The organism is Streptomyces sp. KLMMK, from assembly GCF_036961605.1.
GTDB lineage: Bacteria > Actinomycetota > Actinomycetes > Streptomycetales > Streptomycetaceae > Streptomyces > Streptomyces telluris.
In genome coordinates, this window is sequence record NZ_JBAMDC010000020.1 from 1 (window position 1) to 15,867 (window position 15,867).

Genomic DNA, 15,867 nt, shown 5'->3' on the forward strand with positions numbered 1-15,867 from the left:
CCCTGGATGAGCAGCATCCTGGCCAACACGGCTACCGTCTGCTGGTGGCCTGACGGCCCGGCGTCACTTCAGGTGCCGGGTGAAGAACTGGGCCGCGGCGTCCCCCGCGAACTGCGGGACGCCGGTGTGCCCGCCCATATTGGCGTGCAGCGTCTTCTCCTTGGAGCCGAAGGCGTCGAACAGGTCCAGGGCCGCCTGCCGGTCGTTGCCTTCGTCGTCCCACTGCAGCAGGACGTGCAGAGGGATGGTGACCTGGCGGGCCTCCTCGAACATGGCGCGAGGGACGAAACTCCCGGCGAACAGAACAGCGGCCGAGATGCGCGGCTCGACCACCGCCAGCCGCGTCCCGATGGAAATCACTCCCCCCGAGTACCCGACCGGGCCGCCGATCTCGGGCAGTGGTAGGAGGGCGTCCAGGGCGGCCTGCCATTCCGGGACCGCCTTGCCGACCAGGGGGAGGATGAGGGCGTCGATGATCTCGCCGCTGACCGGCTCGCCGGCCTCCATCGCCCGGCGCAGGTCGGCGAGGGCGTGCTCGGCGGCGGGCCAACGGGGCCGGTCGCCGCTTCCGGGGAGCTCGATGGTGGCCGTGGCGAAGCCGTCCGCCGCGGAGTGCCGGGCCCGGGCCACCAACCGGGGGTACACCTTGCGCAGTCCGAGAGGAGGGGGGCTGAGCAGGATCAGCGGCGCCGGTGCGGATATGGATGCGGATGCGGGCGTCCACAGGATGCCGGGGATCTCGCCGAGGGTGAATTCGCGCTCGAGGACAGCGTCGTCGAGACGATGTTCAGAAGTGAATTGCATGGCCGTGCCTTTCGGGAGTGCCATTGAACGGCGCTCCCGGACGGCCTATCGCCCGACCGTGACCCCGGAGGGGAGCACCCATGTCGATACGTTCACGGGTACCACCTCCTCGCTCTCCTGCACGGCCTCCGGAAACGTAGCAGTGGCCGCCATGGTTCCGCCAACGGGTTTTTGCGGAGGCTCTGTGGCCGGACACCACGGCGTCGGAGTCACGCCTGTCACTGGTCGGGAGCGCATGTCCGCCACCGATTCGAGCACCGAAAAACGGGCAACCCACCGCTGATGGACGATCTACTGCCCAGACAGCCGCCCATGACCAGCATGAGCACCCTGAGCACCGGTCACACCAGCCCCTTGACCTGTGACTTCAAGTTGGGCGGAGGCCCACTCCACGACCTGGTGCGCACGATGCTGCGCATCACGTACACCACGGCGACGGTGTCGACGGCGGCCAGGACGACATCGCCCACCGGCCGTACCCGCGCACACACCGCCGCGGCCGCTGCCCTCGCCCGAACTGCAAACCGGGAGACGACAACGACGCCATGCGCCCGGATCGCCGACTCCCTCCAGCCCTCGCGCAGCTCGGCCAGCGATCCGGCCCCCTTGGGCTTCGGCGGCGCGTCCGCTCAGCGGCCTGGCCGTCCAGCACGTACACGGCCTGCTGCCCCGGCGCGTGCCCCTGCTTCTCTTCGTAGTCGGCCACCAGAGTGGGCGTCGCGTCCGCTATCTGCCGGCGGCGGGTGGCCTGCCAACCGATGAGCCGCTGATCAATGCCCGCGATGGGGGGCGCTGGCAGCGCTCGTGTTGCCGAGAGATCTGTCTGTTGGGCGTTCCGGGCCCAGGAGAGCCGCTTGGTTAAGCGGCGGCCGAGGGCCTGGACGATCCGGCCGGCTGCGTGCCGCTGGCGGGTACTGAGGGTGCTGCGGGAGTCGATGGCCTTGGGAGTGGGACAGCCCCGCGGCTGCGGTCTCAGGTGATGGCGCGGAACAGGATCACGTGCTCAACTGGCGCCTCCCCCTGACGCTCGAACACGCTCAATCATCTAGGAACTCGCGCTCGGCCTGGGCGGGCGCCCACGTACGGGTCTCGTACTCCGCCAGGAGCTCGGAAACACCAGTAGTCGTCACGGACGGCTCAACGGCCGGCATCAGCGCAGGGCATGGCCTCCCTCACGGCCCCGGCCGGGATGGTCCGGCCGAGCATGGTCACGACCCCAGCGTGTCTCGGGGCAAGTGGGCAAGCCGCCGGCCGGAGACGGTGGCTTACCCAGGCTCTCCTGGGCTTGCCCGCGGCTACCGGCGCCGCCCGATCCCGAACACGCTGCGGCTCTTGGCCGCCGGGGGTTCAGCTGCGGCGCGGGCGGCGACCTCTCCCGCCTGGCGTCGCACGAGGCCTTCGGCTTCGGCCCGAGCGTGCGCCGCGTCCGCGCACGGCTCGCACAGGCCATCGCTCCCGCTGCCCCACGACGTTGGCAAAGCGTTCGACTGACCACGGTCGAGGGCCAGAGCCAGGGCCAGGGCCCAGCGACCGGCGCCGTCGTACGCGACACCACCAGCCGCGCCCTGATCCACGCCCTGGTGCGCACCGGTGCGATGCACAGTGCACGATGCACCGCACTCCCCTACCGGCGGCACGCTCCCTCTTGGTGGGGCGCTGCGGAGTCGTGGACAACGACGGCGACCGCTGAGGGGCCGATGTGCGAGCCGTCGCGGCAACGGGAATCTCTGGATCATTAATGGTGTTGGGCCCTGCTGTCAGTATCCGTAGATGTGAAGGGCTTTTCGTGCGCGCCATACAGATCGATCGCTTCGGCACCCCTGATGTCCTCGGCATCGTCGAGGCTCCCGAGCCCGAACCGGGCGCCGGAGAGGTGCTGATCCGGACCGTGGCGACCAGCATCAATCCCGTCGATGACAAGACACGGGAAGGCGCCATCGGCGAAGGAACGCCGCCCTTGCCGATGACCCTCGGCTGGGACCTGGCCGGCATCGTGGTCGACGGCGGTGACAGCGGACTGCGTGCCGGTGAGCGCGTGATCGCCATGTCGCACCAACTCGGCTCCGGCCGAGGGACCTGGGCCGATCTGGTCGCGCTTCCCGCACATGCAGTCGCCGCTGCGCCCCGTTCGATCAGCCTGGTAACGGCGGCCGCCTTGCCGCTTCCCGGGCTGACGGCCTGGCAGACGCTCGACTGGCTGGCGGTCAAAGCCGGCGAGAGGCTGCTCATCGCCGGTGCCGCTGGTGCCGTAGGTGGTCTCGCGCTGCAGATCGCGCGTGCCCGCGGCGCCAAGGTCGATGCCCTGGTCTCCCGGGATGCTCAGGTCGCCTTCGCCCGCGATCGCGGTGCCGATCTCGTCACCACCGACAGGCATGCTCTCGAGGAGCGCACCTATGACGCAGTCTTCGACACCTTCGGGGCGTTCGTGACCGAGGCAGTGGCCGATGGCGGCCGGTACGCGTCGATCGCCACCCAAGCAGGCCCGGTCCCCGATCTGTCCTCCCGCGGTGTACGTACCACTGTCAACCAGGTACGTGAGGATGGCGCGGGGCTGCACGAGCTGACCAAGCTCGTCGACAGCGGCTCGTTGCAGGTGCGGGTGGACTCCACCTTCGGCCTCCAAGAGATCCAAGCCGCCCACGAGCGGTTTCTCCAGGGCGGCCTGACAGGCAAGATCACCATGGTCTTCTGACGCAGGCTACCGATCCTCCGGCCGAGGCTACGCAGCTGAGTGCCGCGCGGACCTGCCTGCAAGGCCGACGGTGCCTACTGACGCTCTGCCATCGTGCGCACATCCTCGACAGCCGCATTGGCCGCACCAGCGTCTAGACTGCTGCACGCCCGGACCGGCGACGGTCCGCAGGACGACGGCCGCAGTGCCGTCGGGACGACCACGGCGCTGCGTCAGGCACTGACCGCGCACGGCATCACCCGGCCCGCGTCCACCAGCTCGGGGCGGCGCTGGTCACCGTGACCCTGGACGCCACCGAGGCGCAGGCCCTGGCCACGCTTCTCGTACAGCGCGGCGAGATCCCAAGTCAGGCGCTGCGCGACGATCAGGGGCGGGGTGAAGGGCCGGCCGAGACCGCAGCCGCCGCGCTCGCAGGTGCCCTTGCCGTCCACGGACCCAGCGCCTACGCCCGCGTACTCGCCGACGAACAGGTCAGCGCAGGGCTGACGCCAGGCACCACGCGGAGCATCGTCACCGCGCTCGGCAGCCGCCCCTCCACGGGCTCCCGTACCGGGCGTCGCTGCGGCCTCGAGCCCGGCTACAAAGGGCTACAAGGGGCTCCACACCGGCTGAGGAGGCTTCCTCAGCCGGTGTGACGTTTGCGTCCGCTGCTTGTCTTCTTCGCCGCATTCTTCTTCGCCGGGGCGCGCTTCATTCCGGCCTTCCCGGCTGCCGGTGCCGCGGGCTGCTTCCCGTCCCCGTCGGCCCGGTCGATGGACGCCTGCAGCGCAGCCATCAGGTCCACGACGTGCGACGGCGCGGCGGCCGTGGCCACCGGCTCCTTCACGGGGCCGGTCCTCGACATTCGACAGCACCTGCTCACCCAGCGCCACCTGGTAGGAATCCTCCAAGGCATCGAGGTCGAAGTCCTTCCGCATCCGTCCATCAGGCTGGAGGCCATCTCGATCTCCTGCGGGCGCACCTTCACCGACGCGGGCGGCGCGAGGCCCCGTCGGGCCAGAGCATCGTGTGGACCGCCATCAGGTCCCCGTGGACGCGGAGCAGGGCCAGGGACTCCTTCGTCCGCAAGGTGATCTTGCCGACGGCGACACGGTCGGTCTGCCGGAGGTCTCGCGCAGGAGTACGTAGGGCTTGTTCGCCGCGGCGCTGGCCGGCGCGAGCAGATGGGTGCGATCCATACACCAGCAACACACCAGATCAGCCAACACCCCGTACACCAACTACCACCCCCCCCCTCCAGCGTCATCGCCGTGCTCGCCGCACTCGGGCTCGGCTTGGCCGCCTGAACCATGGGTCGGCGCCCCGGGCTTGCCCTCGGGCACCGGCACGCGGGGGTTCACATGGACCCGCGCCGGACAGCGTCACGACGCCAAACAGCGTCACGGCCGAACCTCACGCCCGCCGGAGCGGAGGGCGCCCGGTGACGGAAGTCTCCTGCGGCCCGCACCTTGCCTTTCGCCTGTGCCGGCTGGTGACGGCCGAGGTCGCCACCAGCCGGTTCTCACTTCTCTCTATCGGGCGCTTTCACCTCGTCACGAGGCGTTCTCCGTCTTGCTGGCGGAGCAGGTGTTTGCGATGACCTTCTTGGAGCTGTACTCGCCCAGGCAGACCTTGTAGCGGATCCACCCGTTCTCGGGGAGGTTGAGGTTGTGGTCGACCTTGCCGTCGCCGTCGGAGCCGGAGTGGTTCCACAACTTCAGCGGCAGCCCGTCGGACCGGTCGCCGATGACAACGACCGAGTGCCCGTCAGCCTTGTTGTCCCAGATCAGCATGTGGTCCCCCGCCTTGATGAAGGACGCCGACCCGGCACACGTTGTGTAGTTGTCGCTGGTGCACCGGTCGCCCACGTGCCGGGTTGCGGCGGCCTGCGCGATGGCCGGGGGGACACCGACCGCGACAGCGGCGGTGAGCGCGGAAACCGCTAAGGCCCATTTCCTGGCGTTCATCTGATTCGCCCTCCTGCGACGTTGTCCAAGGGGGGTGGCGTGTAGTGCGCCTCCGCTCCCTCGGTATTCCTGGGATCTGTCCACGTGAGATCGAGACGTCTGGCGACGTCTGCGCAGAGCGTGCCGTCAGTGAGTTTCAGAGCGGCTTCAGAGCGGCTTCAGATCACGGTCCCGTTTCCGCAGCGCTGTCAGCGCGGCGGCCCGCAGGGCGTCCGGGGCCAGGGCTGCGTACGCCGGTACCGCCTCGGTGTATGCGGTCCTGTCGGCTTGTTCGGCTGTCTGCCGGGACAGCTCACCGGACATGGTCGGCTGGAAGATGCGCAGGTAGCGGAAGCGTTCGGCCAGGGCGACCAGCCGCGTTCCCGACCTGGTGCGGCTCGCGTTGCCGGTGCGCAGGCCGTGGTCGAGGTCGGCCATGCCGAGCGCGAGCAGCAGCGCACCGCAGAGCGGAAGGTTCGCCAGGTCCCTGTCCGGGCGGGGCGGCGCGGTGGCGCGGGGTGCCAGGAGTGCCGGAAGCCGGTCCTGGAGGGTGAGGGTGAGGGCCTCGACGAGGTCGAGCCGGCCGTATCGCGCGTGGGCGGTCACGGCGGCGGCCTGAACCTCCAGGGCCCAGGGCTCCAGGTCCGTTTCGAGGTCGAAGACCGGGCCGGTGCTGCTTCGTGCTCCTTCGGCGGCCCGGCGCCACAGGCGCAGCCCGGCTTCGGTGTCGCCGCGGGCGAGTGCGATCTCGGCGCGTATACCGAGGCCGGGTGAGCGGATGTCCGGTGTCTCCTGGGGTTCGGTCAGGATCGCCTGTGTCACCCAGTGCTCGGCCTCGTCGAGGTCACCGGTGTGCAGGTGGGCGAGTGCCATGCCCCAGCGGATCCCGACCGGGTCACCGCGCACGCCGAGCTTCTCCAGGGTCTGCAGTGCTGACTGCAGGTGGTGCAGTGCTTGGCGTCCCTGTTCGGCCCGGAGGCACAGTCTGGCCATCCGGGCGGGGGCCAGGACCTGTATCCACGGGATACGCAGCCCTTTGAAGGCGTCGAGCATCCGCTGGGCCGCCGACAGGGCACGGTCGGGGTCGTAGGCGTTCTCCCACACGAGGCTGGCCGCGCAGTTGGCTGCGCCGGCGAGCAGGGGCTCGTCCCGGTCACACAGGGCTTTCAGCACCGAGTGATCGGGCCCAAGGATTTCGGGTATGGCGCACAGTACGGTCGAGACGGCTCCGACCAGGGTGTCGGGTGAGGCCGGGGGCAGCCGGCGCAGGGCGACGAGGGTGCGCGCCGGCCCGGGGCCGAACCCGAGGAACAGGCTCGTGGCGCACATGGCCGCGGCGGTCCGGGTGACCTCGACGAAGCCGGGCCGGGGCCGGAAGTGGGAGAGCAGCGGTCCGACGTCCTGGGCGAGCGGGAGGAGGCGGGCGTAGTTCGCTTCGGTGGTCCACAGGGTGGCGAGCACCGCGGTGGTGGCCGCGACGGTGGCGCCGTCCTCCTGGGCGAGGCCGAGGCGCAGCGCCTGGACGAGGTTGTCCTGCTCGGCTCTGATCCGCTCCCAGGCCCCGAAGGGGTCGGCTTTGAAGAGCGCGTCGTGATGCCGCATCCCGAAGTCGCGCGCCCATGCCAGGTACTGGCGGGTCACGCAGTCGTCCTCCCCGGCCCGCGCCCGCTGGGCCGTGCAGAACTCCCGGATCGTCTCCAACATGGCAAAGCGCGCGCCCGAGGCGGTGTCCACCACCTTGACCAGCGACTGGTCAACCAGATCCGTGAGCACCTCCAGCACCTCGCCGTCGCAGAAAAGGCCGCCGAAGAGCTCCTCGTCGACGAGCAGGCGCTGGGCGGCGTCCGCCGTGAAGCCGTTGGGGAAGACCGACAGCGCGCGCAGCGCCGCCTGCCCTGCCGCATCCAGGAGGTTCCAGCTCCAGTCGACGACGGCATGCAGGGTACGGTGACGCTGCGGGGCGTCCCGCGCCCCGCCCTGCAGCAGGGCGAACCGGTCCGCCAGGCGGTGGCTGATCTCACCGACCGTCATGACGCGTACTCGCGCCGCTGCCAGTTCGGCGGCGAGCGGCAGACCGTCCAGACGGCGGCACAGCTCGATCACCGTGCCGGTGGGCAGCTCGGCACCGGGGCGAGCGGCCCGGGCCCGCTGCCGGAACAGTTCGACGATCGTCGGCAGATCCAGCTCCGGCAGCGGATACACCGACTCGGCGGAGATACCGAGCGGCGCCCGGCTGGTCGTGAGGACCCGCAGGTCACCGGCCACCGACACCAGGGCCTGCACCAGCTGCGCAACGCCGCCGATCACGTGCTCGCAATTGTCGAGGACCAGCAGCGCGGGACCCGGCCCGAGCGCTCCCACGATGCCGGTGAGCACATCGGCGGGGACAGCCGGCGAGAGCGCGTGCAAGCGCAGTGACTCACCGACCCCCAGGGCCGAGGCCACCTCGCCGGCCACCTCCGCATCGCTGGTGATCCCGGCAAGCCCGACCAGATACACCACCCGCTGCTCCGCCTGGCGGCTCACCACGTGCGCGAGCCGGGTCTTGCCCAAGCCCCCCGGGCCGATGATCGAGGTGACCCGGGAGGTCCTCATCAGCCCCGCCACCGCGACGGTGTCCGCGTCACGGCCGAGCAAGGGATTGGGGTCGTGCGAGAGCCCGCGGCGTATGGCGGGCGCCGTCCCCCGCAGCAGCTCCTGATGCATGTCCTGCAGTGCGGGCCCGGGGTCGGCCCCGAGCTCCTCGCGCAGCTGGCAGCGGTAACCGTCGTACGTGGCCAGAGCAGTGGCGGGGCCCGCGGTGGCTGCCTGGCAACGCACCAGTTCGAGGAGCACTTCCTCGTCCCGCGGCAGTTCCCGCACCAGGTGCGTGAGCGATTCGGCCGCCTCGGCCACGCGGGCGAGCCGCGCGAGAGCCAGCGCACGGATCCGCATCAGCGACCGGTATGCCGGGGCCCGTTCCGCGCGCAGCGCGGACACCGGATCGCCCGGGCCGTCCCTTTCACACCGCACGCCACCTGCACCGGCACCGGCATCGGCACCGGCATTGGCACCCCACAACGCCAGGCCCGCCTCAGCCTCTGCAAGCGCTGCTGCCGGATCCCCTGCTCGCAGCCGCTCCCCTCCCGCCGCGGCGCGGAGCAGGGCGGCAGAGCTGTCGACCTGCTCCTCCCCCAGTGCAAGACGGTAACCGGTCGGGGTACTGGCGATCACATCGGCACCGAGCACGCCGCGGGCACGCGCGACCACAGTCTGCAGCGCCTTCACCGGGTTCTGCGGCCTCTCGTCCGGCCAGAGGCCGTCCACCAGGAACGTCGTACTGCACCCCGCGCGCAGCTCGCCCGCCAGGAGCGCGAGCAGGCCGCGCAGCCTGGGCGCGGTGACCTCCTGGCCACGGTAGGAAACCCGGCACAACAACATCAGTTCAACGGCCACCAGAACAGTTAAGCAATGACCCACGGTCTACGAGGGCAGGACGACCAAGCCACCGGCGAGGACTCGGTCACCCTGGTCGAGGTGCCCGATGCAGCCAATCACCAAGGCCATGCGCATCAAGCTCACCGTGGACAAGGCACTCGCGGAGCCCTGGCCGTGCGTCAGCCGGTGAGATTCGCAGGTACGTCCCGGTGTGGCGGGCACCGAGCCCGGCCAGCAGGTCCAGAGCCGGCAGGTCCAGAGCGGAGCCGAGCAGGGTCAGGCCCCGCCCCGCCCCGCAGGCAGACTGGGGCGGGGCGACGCTGATCCATCACAGCACCCCGATCCCCGCGACCGGGCGGCCGGTCGCGGTCTCCGCGAGAGTTCCCCGCCCTCGCGGACCCCCAGGTGCTTGCCCGGACGGTCCTCGCACTCGTTGACGGTGACGTGGGCGGCGTGCGGCAGCCCGGCCACCGGTAGATCCGCGCGCATGTAGCGCCACAAGTCACGGCCGGTGAACCCGGCGGACTTCAGGGCCCGTCGCGTCGCCGGTCGGTGACGGGCCGGCAGGCCTTCCAAGCCGAAAGTGAGAGCGGAGGCGAACTCGAAGGCGTGCACCGTGTGCTCACCGAGCCGGCCGAGCGCGCGGGCGATCAGGCCCCTCAGCGAGGATACGGGCCCCGCGGCAGTGCATCCACGGAACGAACCCGGCCCCGTCAGTGGGGCGCCCCGCGCAGGAGACGACGCCGAGCACGAGCACCGTGCCCGCCTCGTCGTGGATCGCCTCGGTCGTGGGCGGCTCCAGCTCAGCCCACCAGCCGCCGTACACCGGCGAACGGCCGGCCACCGCCTCGGCAAGCATGATGGGCGTGGCCCAGCGGCTTCCCGGGCAGCCGGTCGGCACCCACCAGGTCGAGCACCGCCGCCTCATCACCTGCCGCATGGCACCGCACCGACAACTGCGTCGCCGCACGGAATGCCGAAATGGCCACAAGCCCGGCCCGCCTCCCCCACCGGTTGCCCTTCCTCCCAGCCTGCCCCCGCCCCGGCCCGCGCGCCATCACCTTCGCCACCGGCAAACTGATCACAAACAGCGCCGCGAGCAGCGCCCCTGGACAGCTCGCCGCCTTCGGATACGGCGGGGCCGCATGACCGTACGGAGGCACGCGCCCCAGGGATGACTACGGCGGCGCGTAAGCGGTGCGAGACACAGCTTGGCCGGAAGAGTGCTCCTGAGGCGGTGGTTCGCTCCCTAGACTCACATTGTCATGATCATCGCCGTCTTGCGTGTCGCAACGCCCTTCCCGTAGCCCGCCCCGCCCCCCGATCCGGTGCGCGACACACAGCAGAGGGGAACTCATGCGGAGATCTCGTTCGACCCTGACTTCGGCACTGTGTCTCACAGCCGCCGTGGGACTGGCAACGGCCCTCGGCCCCGCGTCGGCCACCGCCGCTTCCCCCGCGCGGGCGGCCGCCGCGCCCAGCTGCCCCTACCCGTACGTATGCTTCATCAAGAACGACAAGATCATCGGTAAATTCCAGGACGTCACCTCCGGCTGGCAGCCCCTGCCCTCCAAGCCATCGGCTCCTCTGGCCGTGGTCAACACGCGCCACGACGACGTCGTGCGCGTCCGGTTCACCAATGGCAGCGTCGATTGCATACCGCCCAAGACCACGAACTACATCACCGGCGGACAGCTGAACGCGGTACGCATCTCCTCATCCTCCAAGTGCTGAAACGGGGGACAGCGTCCGGGGACGGCGACCAGGGGCGCTGCATAAGCACATGAGCGCATGAGCGCATGACGTCGTACCTGCGCACGGCCGGCAGCAGATCCCGTTCCGCGGGCACCTCCGGTCCAGGGCGCCTGCACTCTGCCCTGGACCACCCCGGGCTCAGCGGAATCGGCGGACGGCGACGTCCATTAGCCCGGGCCGCCGGTCCCGACTCCGGCAGAGGACGCAGCGCACAGCTCGGGGCGCTGGACGAAACCCTGACCAAGGCCGGCGGGCGCGGGGACCCGACCGCCCTGCGCGAGCGGGTCCTCGCCCCGCTCGGCATGATGCACACCACCGCCCACACCGCGCCCGGCACCCCGGACGGCGCCATCCTGCCGTTCCGCACCGCCGGCACCCCCGTCGTCCCGCGGACCAACCCGAAGTGGGCGGCGGTCGGTACCGGCACCTGGACCGCCAGCGCCGACCTCGCCACCAACACCGCACCGAACCCGCCCGCCGCGCTCGCCCTGACCCCCACCCCGCGGGACCCAGTCGCCGACCACACCGGCCGTGACGCGCGGATCGGGCTTGGGCTGGCAGCTGTGGAACGCCGGTGGCACGTGGCACCAAGACCGGCTGGCACAACGGGCTGACCAACGGCTCACGCGCATTCGTCGCCTGCACCTCCGACCCGCGCGCGGCGGTCGTGCGCGACGTCGGAGCACTCCCGCGGCCGGGGCTCACCGGGCTACCCCGATCAGAAGCGGTACGCATCCAGAAGCGGGTCCTCCCAGCGGTCGGGGTGGGAGAGGCCGAGCAGCCCTATCCGGTGGATCAGCGGCTCGGGGGCACCGTGCGACCGGAGCCGGGCCGGGGCGTGCTGGGCGAGCCACTGCGCCAGTTCGCGGCACATGTCGTCCTTGTTGTCCCACGCGTTCCATGGCAGCTCGTCGCACAACAGGTCGTACTCCCAGCGATCGACCGCTTCGGCCAGATGCCGGTCGGCCGCAGGATGGTCGGTGGCTTGCCAGACGCTGAGCCAGGGGCCGACACCGGCGGATGCCTCGGCGCACACGACGAAGACATCGTGCGCGGGCGCCATCGGGTCCGGCTCGACCAGGGTGTGCGCCCACCATGCGCAGAGGAACTCGCGCACGGCGGCCCTCTGCTGGGCGGGCCATTGCTGCCACTCTCCTAGGGCGAAGGAGCGCCCCACCTCCTCCGCGAAGTGCCCGACGTCGACATGACCGCGGACCAAGGCACAGGTGAGCTGGGGCAGGATACGACGGAGCACCGCTGCGTGGTCCTTCCAGTCGCACGCAGACCAGGTCCGGTACAGGAGGTCCGGATCGAGCTCCGTGTCCGGAGTCTTCAGCAGCGCGAGCTCCTCCGCGCTACCCCAGTGGCACTCGCAGTTCGACTCGTCGGGCCGTGCGGTCATCCCGCAGAAGGACATGGCCACACCGGCCAGGGCAGCATCGAGGCGCAAGCGCACGGCAGCCGTGTCACAGCTCATCTTTCAGGTACAGCTCTCAGGACTCCCACGGGCATCGGCCCGCCGAAGAGCGCAACCTTACAGACTCCTTCCACCTCGCACCAGTGTTCGCATCCCAGGCGTGACACATCCGTCCATCTGCACGTCCATCTGCACATCCCTCCGCCACAGTACCACCCCGATCCAGTCACCGGTCCCGGAACAGGTCGCTGGCCGGGCGGGGCTCCTCCGCCTCGCCATGCCAACTCCGGGTGCTGCCCGGTGGTGCGGTCAAGGCCGAGAAGTTCCGGCGGGGATCACGGCTCGACGGACACGCCCCAGAGCGGGGCAGGGGCGGGGCCGGGGTTCGGGACCCTGATGAGGACAGCGAAAGTAAGGAGGCGCGCAAGCAGCGCAGGCGAGGTCGTGGCTGTCGGCTCGCTCCGGTTCACCCTGCACACGTGGGCTGGCGAGACTTCCCAGGATCTGTGCGCCCCCGGCCCACCATTGTGAGCACAGTGCCCTAGCAGGGGCCTTGCCCCAGGAGACGAACGCCGGCACCTGGTCCTGGTCGCCCGGCACCTTCAGGGACTGTTCGCAGCCCAGATCCTGCCTGAGACTCGACGAGGAACGGAAACGCCTGGAGGGGAGAAGCTGTCCATGAAACCCGTATCCGAGGCAGCCACAGCGTTGTCGCGGGCTGAATCCGTCTACCGGAGCCTTGCCTTCCATGACTTCAGCGAGGATCTTGCGTTAGGGCTCAACATCGGCTTCTACCGGACCTTCGCCGTGCCTGAGATAGCCCAGGTCCTGGTCTCCACCGGGAAGATGGCGAAGCGGACAGAGCTCCGCGCCAAGGCGACCGGGCAGATGATGTACCTGCTGTTCCGCGACGGTCTGGACGGTGCCCGCGGGGCTGAGACAGTGGCCGCCCTCAACCGGATACACGCCCGCTGGCGCATCAGCAATGACGCGTTCCTCTACGTTCTGGCCTGCTTCGACATCGCCCCCATGCGCTGGTGCGACACCTACGCATGGCGGCCCACGACGGAGGAGGAGAAGGAGGCTTCCCACACCTTCTACCGCGCTCTCGCCGACCGGATGGGAATCCGCGACGTACCACCTGCATGGGGTGAGTTCGCGGCATGGATGGACCAGTTCGAGCAGGCCCGATTCACAGCCACCTCCGATGCAGCTGAACTGTGGGCTGCCACCCGGGACCTCCTCACCAACCGCTTCCCCTCCCTACTGGGTCCTTTCATCCGCGCTGCAGCCGACGCACTTCTTGACGAGCCGCTGCGCCATGCCTTCGGGGCTCCCCACCCTTCAGCCCCCGTACGTGCACTGGCGTCCGGTGGAATGCGTCTACGGGCCCGCCGCATCCGCCATTCCCACACCAATCCCGGCTATCGCCCGGTCCTCCCGCCATCCGTACGCGATCTTGAATAACCCGAACACCTGTGCCTGAAGAGCGGTGAGATCAGGAATACCCAGCGGCCGTGCGGCCGCGGAAACCTACGAAGCCCCCGGGAGCCAAGCCCCACACCGTGACACACGCGCACGGCATTGGAACCGGAAGGCAGCTGAGGGGCCTTGCCGCCACGGCGTCTCAACGAGCTGAGTCCCACGCAAGCTGTCCTGCCGACCCGGCGCCACGGGCGCGAGGCGTCGTGACAGCTTGCCGCACGATGCGGTGGTCGAGGGGCGGTGTGGCGTCGTCTGGTGTGGGTGTTGGCCAGGGCCCGGCGGACGGCGTCAGGCTCCAGGGCGGTGCGAGGCCATCACTCTCACCAGTGGGTTGACCGCGTCGACGACGATGCCGACTGCAAGGCCCCGAGCGAGGCCCCGCCTCACGCGTTGCACAGCATGGAAGCGGGGCCCGGGCCCGGTCGTGCACAGGGCAGCAGCCACCGCGCTGCTGGCCACCACCAGGCAGCCCAGCATCGAGCCAACTGCGCATCAAGACTCCCGTACCAGCATTAAAGGAAGTACTGCCGTGTGAGCCCGACGAGCTCGACCGCCAGGAATCCTCCCGCAGGTCGGGGACGCACACGGCTGCCGGACTCGCCCCCCTCCTCGCCGGTGCGCCCGGGAGGGCGTGGGGCCGAAGCCGACCCCGGGGCCCGGCCCTTGAGCTCATCCTCGCGTACGCGAGGAGCAGTCGGCGGTCGCGGTCTTCGCGGCGCCCCCCACTCTCGCCGTACACGCCGAAGGGGGCATCCCGCGAACTCGGCCCCGTCTGCGCCTCACCACCCCCGAGGGCGCGGGGAGCAGGCCACGTGCATGTTCCCCAGCCACACCTCGGAGATCAATCGCTTGCGAAAAAACAGGCACCGCGGCGGCCCAGGCAGACCGGACGGGGTAATCGATCACGGGGGGCCGACGATGGAGACGCCGCAGCAGCGCGTCAGCGTCGGGCGGGATCGGCGGCGCAGACGGTGACGCGTCCGACGACGATCGCGCAGGCTCAGGCGTCGCCAGGGGTGAACGCTGGGACCATCCGGGTGCGGGCGTCGTGTCCGTACCACTGGCGGTACCCTCCGGCCTTCCCTTGTTTCGGGGAGACCGTGACCCGGTCTCCCGCGGAGGTGCCGCTCATCTTGGCATGGCAGACCAGCCATCCCTCCGGCTGGTGGCGACGATGGCTGTCACGGCGGAACCGCGCGGCGGCGCGTACGCCTCAGACCTGGATACGGGCCTCGGGGCCCGCGGCCGGAACCGGGCCCTGACGGGTGGTGCAGGCGAGTTCGACGATGTCCGGCGTGTGCGGGGGGACAGCTGACAACCTGGCAGGCAACCCCAGACCAGGCTTCAGACCAGGCCCAAGTTCAGCCCTCCCGATCTCATTCTTCTCCGGGCAGTCAGCAACGGTCTCTGCCGGCACGTCCGTGTCGATGTCCAAGGGCTAGTTGGTCTCCCGTGTCCAGGGTCGCAGTTTCTGCGGGTTGCGGATCGCCCAGATCCGGGTGATGCGCCCGTCGGAGACGTCGAACGAGGCCACGGTCATGACGACGCCGGCACGCCGGGCCACCAGGCCCGGCGCACCGTTGACGGACCGTTGCAGGAGTTCCAGGCCGGGAGCCTTGTCGGCGATGGCGATCATGTACTGGGCGATGCGCGTACCGCCCTCGACCGGTCGTAGGACGGTGCCGGCGAGGCCGCCGCCGTCGGCGGTCATGACGGCGGCCGGGTTGAGGAGGCCGACGAGGGCTGCGATGTCCTTGGTCTCCCATGCCTCTTTGACCTGTCTGACCACATCCGCCCGGCCGGTCGACGGCACCGCGGCGCGTGCGGCGCTCACCCGTCGCCGGGCGGAGGCCGCCAGTTGCTTGCAGGCCGCAGGGGTGCGCTGGAGAACGTCGGCGATCTCGGCGAAGGGGTACCGGAAGACGTCGTGCAGGACGAAGGCGACCCGCTCGGCGGGCGTCATCGTCTCCAGGACGACGAGGAAGGCCATGGCCACCGACTCGTCCAGAACGATCTGGTCGGCGGGGTCCGCATGCCCGGTGGCGCCGGGGTCGTCCGTACGTTCCCACTCGGTGCGGTCGGGCAGCGGCTCGGGCAGCCACGCGCCGACATAGCGTTCACGGCGGGCCCGTGCCGAGCCGAGCAGGTCCAGGCAGATGCGGCCGGTCACCGTCGTCAGCCAGGCGCCGGGAGAGAGGATCTCCTCCTGCCGGCTGCGCGGCAGCCCGTACCAGCGGGCGTAGGCATCCTGCACGGCGTCCTCGGCCTCGGTCACCGAACCGAGCAGCCGGTAAGCAACATTGATCAGCCGGCGTCGCTCGCCGGCTGTCCCGTCCACACCAGTCCTGGCAGTCCCCATGTTTCCGGTCGCC

12 protein-coding genes and 1 pseudogene are annotated in these 15,867 nt (G+C 70.2%); 4 read left to right on the top strand and 9 right to left on the bottom strand.

Features of this window, described 5'->3' with window-relative positions; all coding sequences use genetic code 11:
* Window positions 1-63: 63 nt before the first annotated feature.
* Both V7793_RS06280 and V7793_RS38135 read right to left on the bottom strand, forming a co-directional pair.
* The gene (locus tag V7793_RS06280; RefSeq protein ID WP_335581901.1) at window positions 64-804 is read right to left on the bottom strand and encodes an alpha/beta hydrolase; all 741 of its coding nucleotides are present in this window, start codon (window positions 802-804) and stop codon (window positions 64-66) included.
* Window positions 805-1,145: 341 nt separating this feature from the next.
* Window positions 1,146-1,274 carry a hypothetical protein gene (locus V7793_RS38135; protein ID WP_443057850.1) on the bottom strand — a complete coding sequence of 43 codons (129 nt, stop codon included), beginning with the start codon at window positions 1,272-1,274 and terminating at the stop codon, window positions 1,146-1,148.
* A gap of 1,316 nt (window positions 1,275-2,590) precedes the next feature.
* Between V7793_RS38135 and V7793_RS06290 the strand changes: the two genes are divergently transcribed.
* On the top strand, window positions 2,591-3,496 hold the full coding sequence (locus V7793_RS06290) for an NADP-dependent oxidoreductase (protein ID WP_335581902.1): 906 nt from the start codon (window positions 2,591-2,593) through the stop codon (window positions 3,494-3,496).
* Between the two features lie 212 nt (window positions 3,497-3,708).
* Here the strand turns inward: V7793_RS06290 and V7793_RS06295 are convergent, their stop codons facing one another.
* From V7793_RS06295 to V7793_RS38145, 5 genes and pseudogenes are all read right to left on the bottom strand, one after another.
* Window positions 3,709-3,927, bottom strand: coding sequence for a hypothetical protein (locus V7793_RS06295; RefSeq protein WP_335581903.1), 219 nt, complete (start codon window positions 3,925-3,927; stop codon window positions 3,709-3,711).
* Between the two features lie 191 nt (window positions 3,928-4,118).
* Entirely contained in the window at window positions 4,119-4,322 is a 204-nt protein-coding gene (locus V7793_RS06300) for a hypothetical protein (protein ID WP_335581904.1), read from the bottom strand.
* Window positions 4,323-4,459: 137 nt separating this feature from the next.
* Complete coding sequence (locus V7793_RS38140; RefSeq protein ID WP_443057851.1) at window positions 4,460-4,687, bottom strand: Ku protein; 228 nt, start codon at window positions 4,685-4,687, stop codon at window positions 4,460-4,462.
* Between the two features lie 341 nt (window positions 4,688-5,028).
* On the bottom strand, window positions 5,029-5,442 hold the full coding sequence (locus tag V7793_RS06305) for a hypothetical protein (RefSeq protein ID WP_335581905.1): 414 nt from the start codon (window positions 5,440-5,442) through the stop codon (window positions 5,029-5,031).
* Window positions 5,443-8,121: 2,679 nt separating this feature from the next.
* A pseudogene (locus V7793_RS38145) lies at window positions 8,122-8,841 on the bottom strand (AfsR/SARP family transcriptional regulator); the annotation flags it as partial.
* Window positions 8,842-10,245: 1,404 nt separating this feature from the next.
* Between V7793_RS38145 and V7793_RS06315 the strand changes: the two are divergent.
* Complete coding sequence (locus V7793_RS06315) at window positions 10,246-10,572, top strand: hypothetical protein (protein WP_335581907.1); 327 nt, start codon at window positions 10,246-10,248, stop codon at window positions 10,570-10,572.
* Window positions 10,573-10,637: 65 nt separating this feature from the next.
* Entirely contained in the window at window positions 10,638-11,207 is a 570-nt protein-coding gene (locus V7793_RS06320) for a hypothetical protein (protein WP_335581908.1), read from the top strand.
* Window positions 11,208-11,311: 104 nt separating this feature from the next.
* Here the strand turns inward: V7793_RS06320 and V7793_RS06325 are convergent, their stop codons facing one another.
* Complete coding sequence (locus V7793_RS06325) at window positions 11,312-12,070, bottom strand: hypothetical protein (protein ID WP_335581909.1); 759 nt, start codon at window positions 12,068-12,070, stop codon at window positions 11,312-11,314.
* A gap of 618 nt (window positions 12,071-12,688) precedes the next feature.
* Here V7793_RS06325 and V7793_RS06330 point away from each other — a divergent pair.
* A complete protein-coding gene (locus V7793_RS06330; protein WP_335581910.1) occupies window positions 12,689-13,477 on the top strand; it encodes an oxygenase MpaB family protein in 789 nt (262 codons plus the stop codon).
* A gap of 1,456 nt (window positions 13,478-14,933) precedes the next feature.
* Here V7793_RS06330 and sigJ read toward each other — a convergent pair.
* Window positions 14,934-15,854, bottom strand: coding sequence for an RNA polymerase sigma factor SigJ (gene sigJ, locus V7793_RS06335; RefSeq protein ID WP_335581911.1), 921 nt, complete (start codon window positions 15,852-15,854; stop codon window positions 14,934-14,936).
* Between the last annotated feature and the right edge of the window lie 13 nt (window positions 15,855-15,867).